The 13,678-nt window shown below is 72.6% G+C and carries 18 protein-coding genes and 1 pseudogene; 7 read left to right on the top strand and 12 right to left on the bottom strand.

From position 1 onward, the window contains the following. Positions 1–117: 117 nt before the first annotated feature. From ACWC97_RS33160 to ACWC97_RS33150, 3 genes are all read right to left on the bottom strand, one after another. A complete protein-coding gene (locus ACWC97_RS33160; protein WP_450653459.1) occupies positions 118–870 on the bottom strand; it encodes a thioesterase II family protein in 753 nt (250 codons plus the stop codon). 50 nt (positions 871–920) lie between these two features. Then, positions 921–1,196, bottom strand: a complete 276-nt coding sequence (locus ACWC97_RS33155) for a hypothetical protein (protein ID WP_352280546.1) — start codon at positions 1,194–1,196, stop codon at positions 921–923. A 241-nt stretch (positions 1,197–1,437) separates the two neighbouring features. After that, entirely contained in the window at positions 1,438–1,677 is a 240-nt protein-coding gene (locus ACWC97_RS33150) for a hypothetical protein (RefSeq protein ID WP_352280545.1), read from the bottom strand. Positions 1,678–1,798: 121 nt separating this feature from the next. Between ACWC97_RS33150 and ACWC97_RS33145 the strand changes: the two genes are divergently transcribed. After that, positions 1,799–2,434: a TetR/AcrR family transcriptional regulator gene (locus ACWC97_RS33145; RefSeq protein ID WP_385216718.1), complete on the top strand. Its 636-nt coding sequence runs from the start codon at positions 1,799–1,801 to the stop codon at positions 2,432–2,434. Between the two features lie 7 nt (positions 2,435–2,441). Here ACWC97_RS33145 and ACWC97_RS33140 read toward each other — a convergent pair whose 3' ends face one another. Beyond that, a complete protein-coding gene (locus ACWC97_RS33140) occupies positions 2,442–2,852 on the bottom strand; it encodes a YunG family protein (RefSeq protein WP_450653456.1) in 411 nt (136 codons plus the stop codon). 121 nt (positions 2,853–2,973) lie between these two features. On the opposite strand from ACWC97_RS33140, the gene ACWC97_RS33135 reads away from it, so the two are divergent. Further along, entirely contained in the window at positions 2,974–3,450 is a 477-nt protein-coding gene (locus ACWC97_RS33135) for a Rieske (2Fe-2S) protein (RefSeq protein WP_352280542.1), read from the top strand. Here the strand turns inward: ACWC97_RS33135 and ACWC97_RS33130 are convergent. Then, positions 3,440–4,132, bottom strand: a complete 693-nt coding sequence (locus ACWC97_RS33130) for a cysteine hydrolase (RefSeq protein WP_450653453.1) — start codon at positions 4,130–4,132, stop codon at positions 3,440–3,442. The two genes, ACWC97_RS33135 and ACWC97_RS33130, sit on opposite strands and share 11 nt — an antisense overlap. A gap of 62 nt (positions 4,133–4,194) precedes the next feature. Between ACWC97_RS33130 and ACWC97_RS33125 the strand changes: the two genes are divergently transcribed. Then, positions 4,195–4,656 (top strand): pyridoxamine 5'-phosphate oxidase family protein, encoded by a 462-nt coding sequence (locus ACWC97_RS33125; RefSeq protein ID WP_352280540.1) that lies wholly within the window; start codon positions 4,195–4,197, stop codon positions 4,654–4,656. Positions 4,657–4,774: 118 nt separating this feature from the next. Here ACWC97_RS33125 and ACWC97_RS33120 read toward each other — a convergent pair whose 3' ends face one another. After that, a complete protein-coding gene (locus ACWC97_RS33120; protein ID WP_450653451.1) occupies positions 4,775–5,683 on the bottom strand; it encodes a LysR family transcriptional regulator in 909 nt (302 codons plus the stop codon). 74 nt (positions 5,684–5,757) lie between these two features. On the opposite strand from ACWC97_RS33120, the gene ACWC97_RS33115 reads away from it, so the two are divergent. Next, positions 5,758–6,777, top strand: a complete 1,020-nt coding sequence (locus tag ACWC97_RS33115; protein WP_450653449.1) for a DMT family transporter — start codon at positions 5,758–5,760, stop codon at positions 6,775–6,777. Here ACWC97_RS33115 and ACWC97_RS33110 read toward each other — a convergent pair. Continuing rightward, complete coding sequence (locus ACWC97_RS33110) at positions 6,768–8,099, bottom strand: aminotransferase class I/II-fold pyridoxal phosphate-dependent enzyme (RefSeq protein ID WP_450653447.1); 1,332 nt, start codon at positions 8,097–8,099, stop codon at positions 6,768–6,770. The genes ACWC97_RS33115 and ACWC97_RS33110 overlap by 10 nt on opposite strands. Positions 8,100–8,134: 35 nt before the next feature. Here ACWC97_RS33110 and ACWC97_RS33105 point away from each other — a divergent pair, with 35 nt between their 5' ends. Beyond that, positions 8,135–8,824, top strand: coding sequence for a pyridoxamine 5'-phosphate oxidase family protein (locus ACWC97_RS33105; protein ID WP_450653445.1), 690 nt, complete (start codon positions 8,135–8,137; stop codon positions 8,822–8,824). 67 nt (positions 8,825–8,891) lie between these two features. Here the strand turns inward: ACWC97_RS33105 and ACWC97_RS33100 are convergent, their stop codons facing one another. Together ACWC97_RS33100 and ACWC97_RS33095 are read right to left on the bottom strand one after the other, a co-directional pair. Next, positions 8,892–9,893, bottom strand: a complete 1,002-nt coding sequence (locus ACWC97_RS33100) for an EamA family transporter (protein ID WP_450653443.1) — start codon at positions 9,891–9,893, stop codon at positions 8,892–8,894. A gap of 112 nt (positions 9,894–10,005) precedes the next feature. Beyond that, on the bottom strand, positions 10,006–10,575 hold the full coding sequence (locus tag ACWC97_RS33095; RefSeq protein WP_352280534.1) for a Clp protease N-terminal domain-containing protein: 570 nt from the start codon (positions 10,573–10,575) through the stop codon (positions 10,006–10,008). A gap of 246 nt (positions 10,576–10,821) precedes the next feature. Between ACWC97_RS33095 and ACWC97_RS33090 the strand changes: the two genes are divergently transcribed. Both ACWC97_RS33090 and ACWC97_RS33085 read left to right on the top strand, forming a co-directional pair. Continuing rightward, positions 10,822–11,025 carry a hypothetical protein gene (locus ACWC97_RS33090; protein WP_352280533.1) on the top strand — a complete coding sequence of 68 codons (204 nt, stop codon included), beginning with the start codon at positions 10,822–10,824 and terminating at the stop codon, positions 11,023–11,025. 79 nt (positions 11,026–11,104) lie between these two features. Then, the gene (locus ACWC97_RS33085; protein WP_352280532.1) at positions 11,105–11,536 is read left to right on the top strand and encodes a type II toxin-antitoxin system Rv0910 family toxin; all 432 of its coding nucleotides are present in this window, start codon (positions 11,105–11,107) and stop codon (positions 11,534–11,536) included. Between the two features lie 71 nt (positions 11,537–11,607). Here ACWC97_RS33085 and ACWC97_RS33080 read toward each other — a convergent pair. The 3 genes and pseudogenes from ACWC97_RS33080 to ACWC97_RS33070 all read right to left on the bottom strand — a co-directional run. Beyond that, positions 11,608–11,928: pseudogene (locus ACWC97_RS33080) on the bottom strand (PadR family transcriptional regulator); the annotation flags it as partial. Positions 11,929–11,958: 30 nt separating this feature from the next. Further along, positions 11,959–12,216 (bottom strand): DUF6221 family protein, encoded by a 258-nt coding sequence (locus ACWC97_RS33075; RefSeq protein WP_352280531.1) that lies wholly within the window; start codon positions 12,214–12,216, stop codon positions 11,959–11,961. A gap of 267 nt (positions 12,217–12,483) precedes the next feature. Next, positions 12,484–13,668 carry an alpha/beta hydrolase family protein gene (locus ACWC97_RS33070; RefSeq protein ID WP_450653440.1) on the bottom strand — a complete coding sequence of 395 codons (1,185 nt, stop codon included), beginning with the start codon at positions 13,666–13,668 and terminating at the stop codon, positions 12,484–12,486. Between the last annotated feature and the right edge of the window lie 10 nt (positions 13,669–13,678).

Raw genomic sequence — 13,678 nt, 5'->3', positions numbered from 1 at the left:
GAGCGAGGCGTACCCGCGCGTCTTGGACTTCAGCTGGTCGAAGAAGTCGAAGACGATCTCGGCGAGCGGCAGGATGGTTCCGGGTCGGGGCCGAGCCCGTCGCGACGGTACGGAATGTCAGGCGCCGGTGGGAACCGTCCGGCCGGGCACCTGTGCGGTGATCAGTTCCGCGATGTACGTCAGATGGTCGTTCAGGAAGAAGTGGCCGCCGGGCAGCACATGCCGCTCGAAGGCCCCCTCGGTCTCCCGCTCCCACTCCTGGGCGCCCTCCATGCCGACCCGCGGGTCCTTGTCACCGGTCAGCATGAAGACCGGGCAGCTCAGCGGCGGCCCGGGCACATGGACGCGCTCCGACAGCATGGCGTAGTCGGCGCGCAGCGGCGGCAGCGACAGCTGGAGGATCTCCGGATGCATCAGCAGTTCGTCGTCCGTGCCGGACAGCAGCCGCATCTCGTCGATCAGCTCCTGGTCGGTGCACGAGCCGGAGAGCCGGGTGTGCCGGGGCCGCGCCGGAGCCTCGCTGCCGGAGACGAACAGCACGGCGGGCCCGCGCCCTTCGGCGGTGAGCCGGCGCGCCGTCTCGTACGCCAGCAGCGCGCCCATGCTGTGCCCGAACAGGAACAGCGGCCTGTCCTCGTCCACCGGGATCGAGGGCAGGACCGCGTCCACGACATCGCCGAGCCGTTCGGCGAACGGCTCGGCGAGGCGGTCGTGCCTTCCGGGGTACTGCACGACCAGTCCTTCCACCGACCCCTCGAGCGCGGCCGACAGGGCGTGGTAGCCACTGGCCGACCCACCCGCGTGCGGGAAGCACACCAGTTGCGCTCCGGCCTCGGGGGCCGGGTGGAAGCACCGTATCCAGTTGTCCACGACATCCCTTCTCTCGTGCTCTCGGCCGGTCCGTGACCGACCGCGTGGTCTTACTCCGCCCGGCCTTCGGCGGCGATCCAGCTCTCCAACTGGTCCCGGGTGGTCGCCGGGTCCGCGACGAGAACGGCGAGTTCGTTGTCGTGGGGTTCCAGTGTCGTGAGGGCGGGACAGCGGTGGCAGGCCTCGACACCGGCCTGGTTCCACCACTTGCAGTGCGGGCGGAGATGGCACCGTGGTACAGCGGCCGGACCGGGCTCGGCCGGTACGGTCCTGATCCGTTCGATCAGCCCGCAGGCCTCGCCGACCCGGTTCGCGCAGTCCGACACGCAGTGCGAGGCGAACCGGAGCACCCGGTTGGGGGCTATCCCCTCCGGAATGCTACCGAGAACATCGGCGGCGGGTACGGGTTCTGCCAGGTAGACAACCTGATCGTGTTCCCCGGAACGTACGCCGAGGACAACGGTCTCCGGGCGGCTCGCATCACCGCTCGGACACCACCTGAGGGGTTCTTCCCGCCCGTCCGGGGCGCGATCCGCAGCGCTGTCCACGGTGCTCACCTCCTTCTCGTCAGCAGAGGCCGCGGACGTCCGACGGGGTGCTGGCGACCATGCCGCCGATGACTCCGCTGGTGACGGCGCCGCGCTCCTGCTCGGCCGCGACCGCCTGGGCGATGGACCGGGCGAGCTGCTCCTGGCTGGTGATCCGCTCGGGCCGCTCGGCGGCCGCGGCACCGCTGGTGCCGGTGACCGTGACGAGACCGGCGACGAGAGCGGCGGCCGCGGCGGCCGTACGGATGTTGTTGTTCATACCTGTCCTCCTGGGCGTCGGTGATTGCTTCCAGGAACCGACCGTAGGACCGGCGCGCGGTGGCGACCGGCAGGAGCGGCGGCGGTTCCGGCGGCACGACACACCGATTACTGTTGCCGCCATGGCGTCGAGCGTGCAGCAGAAGCGGATCCGCAAATCCCCCTCGGACCGGCGTGCGGAGATCGTCGAGGCGGCGGCGTCCATCGCCCTGACCGAGGGTCTGGAATGCATCACGCTGCGGCGGATGGCCGAGGAGCTGGGCGTCCGGCCCGGCCTCATCGGCCACTACTTCCCCGCGGTCGAGGAACTCGTCGCCGAGGCCTTCGGCACGGCGGCCGGCGGGGAGCTGGACTCGCTGCTGCCCGCGCAGCCGGCGGCGCAGCGGCCCACGGACCGGCTGACCCGCTTCTTCGCGCTCGCGACGGGGCCCGCGTACGACGACGTCAGCCGGCTGTGGATCAACGCCCGGCACCTGAGCCGCTACCGCCCCGTCCTGCGCGACCGGGTCGACCGGCAGGAGGCCCGGTGGCGCGGCCGTCTGGAGGAGCTGATCCGGGCCGGGGCGGAGAGCGGGGAGTTCCGCACCGACGACCCGTATCTGGCGACCATCCGGATCCTGGTCGTCATCGACGGCCTCGGCGCGCACGCCAACAGTTCGGCCGCCGAACGCCCCGAGGCGGTCACGAGCATGGCGGTACGCACGGCGGAGCGGGAACTCGGCCTGGCCGACGGGGCGCTCGGGACGCCCGGGTCCTGACCGCCGGTCAGGCCGGGCGCGCGACGGCCGCGGCGTCGGGGGAGCGCAGGGCCGCCGCGACCCTGTCGCGCAGCAGCTCGTACTCCTCGCGGAGCCGGACGATCTCCGCGGGCCGTACGACCACCTCCCCGCCGACGACGGCCTCCTCCGGGGCGAACTGCTCGCGGGTGAGGTCGACTTCGACGCCCATGCCCAGCCGGTTCCACCAGTGGTAATCCACCCGTTCGCCGTCCACGTGCACCTCGCCGCGGACGAGGTCGCCGCCGAGCAGGTCGTGCACGACGAGCGCGGTGACCCCGCACTGGTCGCGCGCGGGGTTGTCCGGCGTCCAGTGCGGGCGGTGGGCCGGTGTCGTGGTGTCCGCGCCCCAGCTGTCGCGGATGGCCCGTTCGAGTGCGTCGAAGCTCCTCAGTGTCATGCCGTTCACCTTCGCAGACGGCACTGACAGTCCGGGTCCCCGCTCATGCCGGTGCGCCCGTCTGCCGATGACCGGGTGCGGAAGCCGGAACACCGGAAGCACCACGGAAGGACGAGCCAGCATGAACACAGCGCGAAACCGCGGGGACCGCCCCGGGCGCCGGACCGTCGTCGTCGCGGCCGGGGCCGCCCCCATGGCCGCCCTGTTCGCCGCCTGCGGGAACACGAAGGGGTCGGGCAGCTCGGCCACGGCCGAGCCGTCCGCGCGGACCACCGGTCCCACCGCCGCCGCCACGGCCACCGCCGCCGGCTCCGCACTGGCGGACACGGCCGACATCCCCCGGGGCGGCGGCAAGGTCTTCCCCGACCGGCATGTCGTGGTGACCCAGCCGAAGGCGGGCGAGTTCAAGGCGTTCTCGTCCACCTGCACCCACCAGGGGTGCACCGTCTCGCGCGTCGCGGACGGCACCATCGACTGCCCCTGCCACGGCAGCAAGTTCGACGCGTCGACGGGTGCCGTGGTCCACGGCCCGGCCACCAGGCCGCTGCCGGCCAAGCGGATCACCGTCGCGGGCGGGTCGATCACCCTCACTCCCTGATCGCGTCACCCGCCCAGCAGGCCAGTACGTCGTCGGTGCGGGTGACCGTGGCGACGAGCGCGAGGGTGTTGCGGACCACCGCCGGGGTGTAGTCGGCCGGGACGCCCGCGATGGCGTCGGACGGCACCACGGCGGTGTAGCCGAGGTTCACCGCGTCGAAGACGGCGTTGGGAACGGCCACATTGGCGGAGACGCCGGTGACGACCAGGGTCAGGCAGCCGAGGTTGCGCAGCAGCGCGTCCACGTCCGTGCCGGCGAGCGGCGAGAGGCCGTGGAGCCTGCGTACGACCAGGTCCTCGGCGGCGACCTCGATCGGCGCCGCGATCCGTACCGCCGCGGTGCCGCTGTGCTGCTGCACCGGCAGGCGCCCGGCGGCCCGGAACAGCCGGGCGTTGCTGTTGGCGCCCCGTCCGTCGGGGCGCCGCTCGGCCACCGCGTGCAGCACCTGGACGCCTGCCCGGTGCGCGGCCCCGACCAGCAGGGCGATCCGGTCCAGGGCGCCCGACGACCGGGCCTCCTCGGCCAGTTCGGGCAGTGCGCTCCCCGGCCCCACCACCCCTTGCTGGCATTCGACCGTCAGCAGCGCGGTGGTGGCCGGATCGAGTTGTTCGGCGAGTCGGTTCTGCGACGGCACGGCGGCCCCTTCTCCACGGCGGACGGGGCGCGCGAGGCTATCCGCCATTGCGCGACGAAGGAAGAGGCCGCATGATCTGATGCACAGTCAGCTCACGGGAGGAGACGCCCATGGCCACCACCCAGCGACGGGGCCGCCGGATCATGATGACGGACGCGGAGCGCGACAGGTACCTCACCGAGCAGCGCACCTGCCGCGTGGCCACGGTGGCCGAGGACGGCCGGCCGCACATCGGCGCGCTCTGGTTCGCCTGGGACGGTGATGCGCTCTGGCTGTACTCGATCACGCGCAGCCTGCGCTGGTCCCAGCTGCGCCGTGACCCCCGGCTCGCGGTGGTGGTGGACGACGGGACGGAGTACGGGGAGCTGCGCGGCATCGAGCTGTCCGGGGAGGCCGTCCCGGTCGGCGAGGCACCGCGCACCGGCGAGCACTGCCCGGAACTCGACGTACCGGAAAGGCTGTTCGCCGCGAAGTACTTCGGCATGGACACCATGCCGCACGACGGCCGGCACGCATGGCTGCGACTGACCCCGCGGGCCATCACCTCCTGGGACTTCCGAAAGATCCGGTGACCCGGGCCGAGGCCGCCCCGCCCCGCCCCGGCAGATCCCCGGCCCACAGACCGTCAGGCGCCCCTGCCCGGACCGCAGGGGGCAGGGGTTCCACCGGCCGGACCACCGGGCGGCGGCCCTACCGGCCCTCCACCTCCTGCCCGGCCTGCCGCAGCGCCGCCACTGCGGCCCTGACCGACGGCCGCCGGTCCGCGTCGGTACGCCACACGGCGTGCACATGGCGCCGCATCCGCTGCCGTACCGGCACGAGCCGCACCCCGTCCGGCACCGGCCCGCGCCCGAGCCGGGGTGCCACGCAGACCCCCGTCCCGGCGGCGATCAGGGCGAGCTGGGTGTGGTGCTCGCCGGCGAGGTGCGCGATGCGCGGCTCGATGCCCTTGGAACGGAGGGTGAAGACCAGCCAGTCGTAGCAGAACTCGCCCTCGGGCCAGGAGACCCAGTCGTCGTCGGCGAAGTCCTCCAGGTCCACCTCGCTCCGGCCGGCGAGCCGGTGGTCGGCCGGCATCGCGACGTCCGGCGCGTCCTCCAGCAGCTCGACCCGGGTGAGCCCGCCCGGCACGGGCAGCCGCTTGTTGCTCCAGTCCAGCACCACCGCGAGATCGACGTCACCCCTGATCACCGCGCGGATGCCGGCCTCGGGCTCCAGCTCCCGGGTGCGCACCCGCAGTTCGGGGTGGTCGCGGCGGAGCGCGCCGAGCACCGACGGGAAGAGCCCGCGCGCCGCGGTCGGGAAGGCGGAGAGCCGGATCTCGCCCACCACCTCGCCCCGCTGCGCCTCGATGTCCGACTGGGCGATCTCGACCTGCGAGAGGATCCGGGCCGCGTGGTCGGCGAGCAGCCGGCCGGCATCGGTGAGCCGGACCCCCCGGCCGTTCCTGGCCAGTAGCCGCTGGCCGACCTCCCGCTCCAGCTTGGCCATCTGCTGGGAGACCGCCGACGTGGTCACATGCAGTCCCGCGGCAGCGCCGCTCACCGATCCGTGCCGGGCCAGCGCGTCCAGGGTGCGCAGCCTCTCCAGATTCAACATGTAAGCAATGCTACGCAGAGAGGCGCATGAAATCTCGCTTGTTCTACGTGGTCGGACTCGTCATCGTTGACCCCATGACCGTCGCCCGACCGAAGGCCGCGCCCCCTGCCGGACCGTCCGCCACCCCCGTTCCGCCCCCGTCCGTTTCCTCCCCCTCCACCCAGCCCCCGCCCGCCCCGTCGCGCGCGCTGGACTGGCGGATCCGGTTCGGGGCACTCTCGCTGATCTGGGGCTTCAGTTTCCTTCTGATCAAGGTCGGCACCGAGGGGTACGCCCCCTTCCAGGTCACCCTCGGCCGTCTGCTGTTCGGTACGGCGGTGCTGGCCGTCGCGATGGCGGTCCGTCGCGAGCGGCTGCCCCGGGGCGTCCACACCTGGGCGCATCTGGCCGTCGCGGCGTTCTTCCTGAACGCGCTGCCGTTCTCGCTCTTCGCCTACGCCGAGCTGACCGTTCCCTCGACCCTCGCGGGGATCTGCAACGCGACCTCGCCGCTGTGGGGCATGGCGCTGTCGCTCGTCGCGCTCTCCGAGGACCGGCCGACCCGGCGCAGGGTCGCCGGACTGGGGCTCGGCTTCATCGGCGTGCTGACCGTGCTCGGCGCCTGGCAGGGCTTCGCCGGCCTGGACCTCGGTGGTACGGCGATGGCGCTGCTCGCCTCCCTCAGCTACCCGGTCGGCTGGATCTACGTCCGCCGGACGCTGGCGGGCACCGGTTCGTCGACGCTGTCGCTGACCGGCAGCCAGCTCCTGATCGGCACGGCGCAGCTCGCCCTGGTGACCCCGCTGTTCACCTCGGTGCCCCGGAGCTTCCCCCTGCTCCCGACGCTCGCGGTGGTGGCCCTCGGGGCGCTCGGGACCGGGTTCGCGGTTCTCGTCCAGTACGGCCTGGTGACGGAGGTCGGCCCGACGACCGCGCAGATGGTCACCTACTTCATCCCGGTCATCGCGACCGCCGCCGGTGTGCTCGTGCTCGGTGAGCGGCTGAGCTGGAACACTCCGGTGGGCGCCCTGGTGGTCCTGGCGGGAGCGGCCCTCACCCAGAGCCGGCCCCGACCCCCTCGCCGCCCGGCCGCCGGGCCCGGGGGTCAGCCGTAGCTCAATGGCTCCACCGGCCCCACCGCCGCCGCCACCGCGTCCGCCAGCGGACCGAGGTCGGCCTCGGTGAGCGAGGAGACGGTGAGCCGGACCCCCTGGGGCGTGGCCATCCGGAACCGCGCTCCGGGGGCCACCGCCCAGCCGGAGTGCAGCAGCCGCGCCACCGCCCCGGTCTCGTCGGGGACCGGGACCCAGACGTTCATCCCGCTGCGCCCGTGGGCCCGCACGCCCCGCTCCGCGAGTGCCCGCACCAGGCCGTCCCGCCGGATCGCGTACGCCCGCGCCACCTCGGCCGGTTCGACGGCGCCCGAGCTCCACAGGTGCACCACCGTCCGCTGCAGCAGTCTGCTGACCCAGCCAGGCCCGAGCCGCTGGCGCCCGGCGACCCGGTCCAGCGTCACCGGGTCGCCGGTCAGCAGGGCGACCCGCAGATCGGGCCCGTACGCCTTGGCGACCGACCGCACGAAGGCCCAGCGGTCGGTGGCACCGGACAGCGGATGGAGCGGCAGGTCGACGATGCCGTGCCCATGGTCGTCCTCGACGAGCAGGACGCCCCGGTGCCCGGCGAGGACGGCCCGCAGCTCGACGGCGCGCCCGGCACCGATCGCCGCGCCGGTCGGATTCTGCGCGCGGTCGGTGACCACCAGCGCCCGGGCCCCGGCTCTCAACGCCCCGTCGACGGCGTCGGGCAACGGCCCTTCGTCGTCCACCGCGACGGGCACGGGGCGCAGCCCCAGCGCCGGGACGAGATCCAGCACGCTGCCCCACCCGGGATCCTCGACCGCGACCGCGTCACCGGGTCTGAGGTGGGCGGCCAGCACGCGCTCGATCGCGTCCAGCGACCCGGAGGCCGCGAGCACGGGGCCGGCCGCCACCCCGTCCGCGTCCAGCGCGGCACGGGCCAGCGCGGCGAACTCCGCGTCCACTGGCGGCTGCCCGTACATCCCGGGGGCCCGGTCGTACTCCGCCGCGACGGCCGCGAACACCGGGCCCAGCGCGGGCAGCAGGGCGGGATCGGGGTTGCCCGCCCCCAGGTCCCGCACCCCTTCGGGTGCCTCGACCCGGAGCGCGTCGCGCGCCGTACTCGCCGGGCGCGGCCGCACCCGGCTGCCCCGGCGCCCTGCCGTCTCGATCACCCCGCGCTCGCGGAGGATGCGGTAGGCGGCCGCCACCGTATTGGGATTCACCCCCAGCTCTTCCGCCAACTCCCGCATCGGCGGCAGCACTTGGCCGGGTTCGAGCTCACCCGACCCGACCCCGCTCTCCACACTGGCGGCGATGTCCGATGCGCGCCGCCCCGCAATCCGATACTCTCCTAGCACAAACAAGATTATGCACTAGTGCAATGGAGTGCGCAATGCCGGACACCACTTCACCGCAGACCGCCACCCCGGAAGCCGTTTACGAGCCGACCGGGCGCACGGTCCCGACCCGCGCCCGCGAACGCGCGGCATACGACCGGGAGACGGTCCACGCGATACTCGACGAGGCATACGTCTGCCATCTCGGCTTCGTCCGCGACGGGGCGCCCGTCGTCCTGCCGACCCTCTTCGGCCGGGTCGGCGACCGGCTCTACGTGCACGGCTCGACGGGCTCCCGTCCGCTGCGCGAGGCGGGCCGGACCGATCCCGGCCTCCCCGTCTGCCTGACGGTGACGCATGTCGACGGCATCGTGCTGGCCCGCTCCGCCTTCCACCACTCGATCAACTACCGCTCGGTGGTGGTCCACGGCATCGCGCGGGAGGTGACCGACCCGGAGGAGCGGCGCATCGCCCTCGACGCCATCGTCGACCAGGTGGTACCCGGCCGCTCCGCCGACGCGCGCCCGGCCGACGCGAAGGAGCTGGCCGCGACGGCCGTGATCCGGCTGGACCTGCGGGAGGTGTCCGCCAAGATCCGCACGGGCGGCCCCAACGACGAGGACCGCGACCTCGCGCTGCCCCACTGGGCGGGCGTCGTCCCGCTGGCCCGCGGGTATGCGGCCCCTGTCCCCTCGGAGGATCTCGACCCCGCCGTCGCGGTCCCGGACTACATCACCGCGCTCTGACGGCGCGACGACAACCGCCCGCCACCGGAACACGCCGGTCGGCGGGCGGCGGGGCGGCGGACCCCGGTCACGTCACGGCGCTCCCCGCGGACAGCTCCCCCTCGGCGCGGACCCCGGCGCCGGCACCCGACGCGACGGGGCCCGTGGGCGCCCGGGGCGTCGACGACTGGGCGATGAAGGCACCGAACAGGACCATGGCGCCGCCGAGGAGCTGGGGCGCGGAGAGATGCTCACCGAGCATCACCCAGGCGAGCACGGTCGCGATGACCGCCTCCAGGCAGGCGACCACGCCCGCGACCGCGGGCGACAGCAGCCGCACCGAGATCACGCCGGTGACGTACGCGACCACGGTGGCCAGCAGCACGATCCAGACGAGCAGCAGCCAGGCCGGGACGTCGCGCCCGTCCATTCCCGCGGTACCGGCCAGCACCGACCAGTCCATTCCCCAGGGACGGGCGATCGCGGTGAGTACGACCGCGCCGACCAGGAGCCCGTAGGCGATGACGCCCACCGGATTCGGCGGCCCCTCGCCCTCCGCCCGGTCCGCGCTGCCCTGGTCCGACAGGACGAAGTAGCCGACCTGGCAGCAGGCGGCACCGAGCGCGAGCAGCAGCCCCCACGCGTCGAAGCTCAGCCCGGACCAGACCTCGACGACGCACGCCAGCCCGCCGGCCGCGAGCACCACGCCGACCGCGGCCCGCCGGGTCACCGGCCTGCGCTGCACGAACCGGACCCAGCCCAGCACGAGCGCGGGCGCCAGGTATTCGACGAGCAGCGCGACACCGACGGGGACCCGGGAGATCGCGGCGAAGTAGAAGGCCTGCACACCCGCGACGGCGAGCAGCCCGAAGCCGAGCAGGAGAACCGGTCGGCTCCGCACCAGCTCGCGATGGCGCCAGGCAACCGGCAGCATGACCAGTGCCGCACCGGCCACCCGTAGCCACACCACATGGAGCGGGTCGAGCCCCGCCTCGATCAGCGGTTTGGCCGCCACCCCTGAACCGCCGAATGCGAACGCCGAGGCCAGGGCTAGTCCCAGGCTGGCGCTTCTCCCCTGAGACGCGTACATCGGCCCATCATGACAGTTGCGGTCAGCAGCGTCACCCCGGTCACGCCTGACATGGACGCCACAGAGTGGAAGGTTCCACTCCGCCCCGTCGCACGGCAGATCCGCCGGGTTGTCAGCGCTCCGCCTCCCACGCTCCCTGGTCGCGCACATCAGCGATCCGGGCGGCCAGCTTCTCCGTGTCCACCCCGGCCCGCGCGAGGACCTCGACGGCGCGGCACTCGTGGTCCACCGCCAGCGCCGCGAGCAGGTCGAGCCCTCCGGCCCGCAGGTCGCCGCGGACCGCCGCCCGGTCGAGCGCCCCGGACATCGCCGCGGCCGCCGAGGGCGACCAGCCCTCCACTCCGGCGTCCCGCACCGCGAGGTCCCGGCGCGCGACGACCGGGAGCGCGCCGGAGTCCTCCACCGAGCCCTGCCAGCGCAGCCCGTACCCGATACTGCGCTGGACGAGGTAGCCGAGCACCCTGGCGAGTTGGGAGCCGCCCTCGAAAGCCGCCCGCGCCTCGGGGTCCGATTCGATCAGGGAGTGCAGCAGATGTGCCGTGTCGATCTGGCGGTCACCGTCGCGCAGCGCACGCCTGCGGGCACCCGTCACCACGGCGGCCAGCTCCACGGTCAGTCCGGCGTCGGGGCCGGCACGGTCCGGAACGGGCTGCTGGGGAATCCGCGGCATCCGATATCGCACGCTTCCTACCCCATCAGCCGCACGGCGGCGATACATCCCCGGAGGGACCCATCCCGTCATCCCACGCAAGTTGGGCACACTCGAACGGCTTCTCCTCCTTGCGGATGAGATCCTGCGGATTCCGGGGCGCGTCGCGAAAAAGGGCGCGCGCCGCCTTGCCTCGCGCTCCCCGGGCAACCGGAATCCTCGCCCCTACGTCCCACAGGCCATACCCCCACGCGACAGCCGGAAGGGAGAAGCGCGGCCGTGTCCTGGTTGGTCGCCCTGCCCGCACTCGACGGCCGGGAGTACGTGTACCGGGTCCACGCACCGCCCGACGCGCTGCGGGCCGACCTCTTCTGGTCCGCGTTCCACTGCCACGACGACGGCCCGCACCCGCGCGCCTTCGACCGGTTCGACGGCGCGCTGATCTGGCGCGCGGGAACGAGTGGCACCGGACCGAAGATCTGACGATTCATCAGTATTGAATGTTCCGGCCGCTACGGCTACGTTCCGCTACACCGGGAACCCGTCGAGAAGGGGTGGTCGCATGGCCGAGGTCAGCGCGGAGGCACGCATCGAAGCACCGGCCGAGAAGGTCTGGGCCCAGCTGACGGACTTCACCGCCTACGGCCGGTGGAACGCCACCCACACCAGCTTTCCCAAGGGCGGCCCGACGACGCTGGAGCTCGCGGCCACCTACGAGGAGAACATGAAGCTGATGGGCTTCCCCGCCGAGGTGACCTGGACGGTGGCGGAACTGGAGACCACTCGACTGCTCGCCACCAGGGGCAAGGGTCCGATGGGCGTCAACCTGGCGATGCGGTATTCACTGACCCCTGACGGGGAGGCGACCACCGTCCGGATCGACGGGGAGTTCACCGGAGCCGCGGTCTCCCTGATGGCGGGCAAGCTCAAGGACTCGGCGACGGCCGCGCTCGTCGAATCACTGCGCAAACTGGACGGGCTCGTCACCGCCTGACCGGATCCCGCCCACGGGAAGGGGCCTCGCGGCACGACCGCGAGGCCCCCGACTCGTCCGCACCCACGGACTCAGCCCTCGTCGGCGAGGATCAGGTACATCTTCTTCCTCGCTTCGTTGACGACTGCGAGGGCCTTCTCCCGCTGATCGGCCGAGCCGGTCCTCCAGACCTGGCCGAACGCCTCCATCAGACCGAAACCGGCCTGCCGGATCTCGTTGGCGCTCTCCCAGTCGACACCGCGCCCGGCCTCCTCCCAGGGCGCCTCGGCCCCCGAATCCGCCTCGGCGCGGCCGCTGTCGGTGAGCGTGAACAGCTTCTTGCCACCCTCGCTGGCGCTGACGATCAACCCTTCGTCCTCCAGCAACTGGAGCGTCGGATGGACCGAACCAGGACGCAGCTGGAGCGTGTCTCCTTGGTGGGGCTACGGATGCCACTCCTGGCGGTAGTCGGGGTGCTCGGCGTACGCCTGCGTCAGGACGCTCAGCGCGTACGCGAGACCTGCGTGGCGTGCATCCGCCGGATCCATTGCCTCGTATTGCCTGGCCAACATGTCGACCAGGTCGAGCATCGGCAGCTGGCTGTCGAGGAGGGCGCCGCCGCCGAAACGGTGGGCCACCTCGGCATAGGCGTGGTTGTCCGCCATGTTGCGGTCTCGAAGGAACCTGACGAGGTCGCCCATGGGGTCATCTTTACGCACCGGCAGCGGCGTGGGGCGAGTCGTCTCCGTACGCACATGCACCGCTCGACGGTGTTGCGCTGCTTGCAGGTCTCGCGGCCGAAGGCCAGCGCCCTGCATTCACTGTTGCCGGCGACCGCCTCGCTTCGGCGTACGGTCCGGGAGCAAAGGCTCGATGCGCGTCCATTGCGCATCACTCAACGGCACTCCCGGACCAACGAGCAACCGATCCGGACGACGCTGCCTGGACGAGCACGCCCGAAGTGCTGGTCACGGCCGCTGGAATACGACCTCGGGATGCGTGGCCCTGGGGCCGTCGAGGAGCCGCTGCGGTGTGCCCCGCAGGTGCAGGTCGAAGAAGGCTGATACGTAGTCGCGGGTGATGCGCCACCCGCGTTCTCCGGACAGTGGCACGGCAGAGTCCTCCAGGCCCAACTGATCTGCCAGATAGGGCAGGTCCGTGAAGGAGAAGTGGCCGGCGCCCGCCACGGTCAGCCAGCGCTTCCAGCCGTTCAGATGCTTCCACGCCTCGGGCCAGTCGGCGGCCCGGCCGCTGCCGGGGCTGTGGATGGACTCGGCGCCGATCATCATGAACGGGCGCTTGCCGAGCCTTGCCGCAGCAGGGTGCAGAAAGAAGTCACCGTCCAGATTGACCCCGGCCCGCACACGACGGTCAGCGGCCATGGTTGCCGCAGCGGCCGCGCCCCCGACCGAATGCCCTGCGATTCCGATCCGGCTCGGGTCGATCGTGCGGGACAACGCCCCGGCCTGTCGGCCGTGGGTCAACTCGTCGATCACAAAGGACATGTCCCGGGCCCGGACGCGCACGACGGCGGCCCACGCCTCCGGGGTCTCGCCCCGCTCACAGGCCACGCAGGTCAGTGTCCGACCCCCGGGGAAGGCGGTGCCGACGGATTCGTACGCGTGGTCCACCAGGGCGACGACGTAGCCGCGGCTCGCGAGGTCGTCGGCGATCGAGGTGAGCGTGGTGCGCGGCATCGAGAAGCCCGGGGAGAGCAGCACCAGGGGGAAATGCCCCGCCGCGGGACGCGAGCCCAGGTACGCACGGGTCCGCGCCCCGGCGACCGTCTCGTGGGGTACGACGCCGCCGAGCCCTCTCGCCTCCAGGAGGAGCCGCGCCTCCTCGTCGGTCATGTATGCCACCGGCACCCCGCTCGCCGAACGTGCCGGGTAGGACACCGTCACCATCAGCTCCCGGGGGCCGGATGTCGGCACCCACGGATCGGCGCGGCTCCGGTCGACCATGTGCAATACGCGGCGGCCCACGGGATACGGACCGGTGAGGGAAGGGAGTTCCAACGCGCTGCTGTACGGGACTTGGGACACGACCTGCGCGGCGTCGGCGGCAACGGCCGGTGCGGCGGCCAGAAGCGGCGCGGAAAGGGCCAGGGTGAGCAGACCTGCCACAGCGGCTCTGCGATGTCTGAGGATCATGCGGTCGAAG

The organism is Streptomyces sp. NPDC001108, from assembly GCF_053598535.1.
Note: the sequence above shows the minus strand (reverse complement) of the source record. Positions and strands in the feature narration are given on the sequence as shown.

Coding starts and splice junctions, on each gene's coding strand:
- ACWC97_RS33150 (WP_352280545.1), bottom strand. CDS start 1,677: ATGAACAACAACATCCGTACGGCCGCCGCGGCCGCCGCTCTCGTCGCC.
- ACWC97_RS33145 (WP_385216718.1), top strand. CDS start 1,799: ATGGCGTCGAGCGTGCAGCAGAAGCGGATCCGCAAATCCCCCTCGGAC.
- ACWC97_RS33140 (WP_450653456.1), bottom strand. CDS start 2,852: ATGACACTGAGGAGCTTCGACGCACTCGAACGGGCCATCCGCGACAGC.
- ACWC97_RS33135 (WP_352280542.1), top strand. CDS start 2,974: ATGAACACAGCGCGAAACCGCGGGGACCGCCCCGGGCGCCGGACCGTC.
- ACWC97_RS33130 (WP_450653453.1), bottom strand. CDS start 4,132: ATGGCGGATAGCCTCGCGCGCCCCGTCCGCCGTGGAGAAGGGGCCGCC.
- ACWC97_RS33125 (WP_352280540.1), top strand. CDS start 4,195: ATGGCCACCACCCAGCGACGGGGCCGCCGGATCATGATGACGGACGCG.
- ACWC97_RS33120 (WP_450653451.1), bottom strand. CDS start 5,683: ATGTTGAATCTGGAGAGGCTGCGCACCCTGGACGCGCTGGCCCGGCAC.
- ACWC97_RS33115 (WP_450653449.1), top strand. CDS start 5,758: ATGACCGTCGCCCGACCGAAGGCCGCGCCCCCTGCCGGACCGTCCGCC.
- ACWC97_RS33105 (WP_450653445.1), top strand. CDS start 8,135: ATGCCGGACACCACTTCACCGCAGACCGCCACCCCGGAAGCCGTTTAC.
- ACWC97_RS33100 (WP_450653443.1), bottom strand. CDS start 9,893: ATGTACGCGTCTCAGGGGAGAAGCGCCAGCCTGGGACTAGCCCTGGCC.
- ACWC97_RS33085 (WP_352280532.1), top strand. CDS start 11,105: ATGGCCGAGGTCAGCGCGGAGGCACGCATCGAAGCACCGGCCGAGAAG.
- ACWC97_RS33075 (WP_352280531.1), bottom strand. CDS start 12,216: ATGGGCGACCTCGTCAGGTTCCTTCGAGACCGCAACATGGCGGACAAC.
- ACWC97_RS33070 (WP_450653440.1), bottom strand. CDS start 13,668: ATGATCCTCAGACATCGCAGAGCCGCTGTGGCAGGTCTGCTCACCCTG.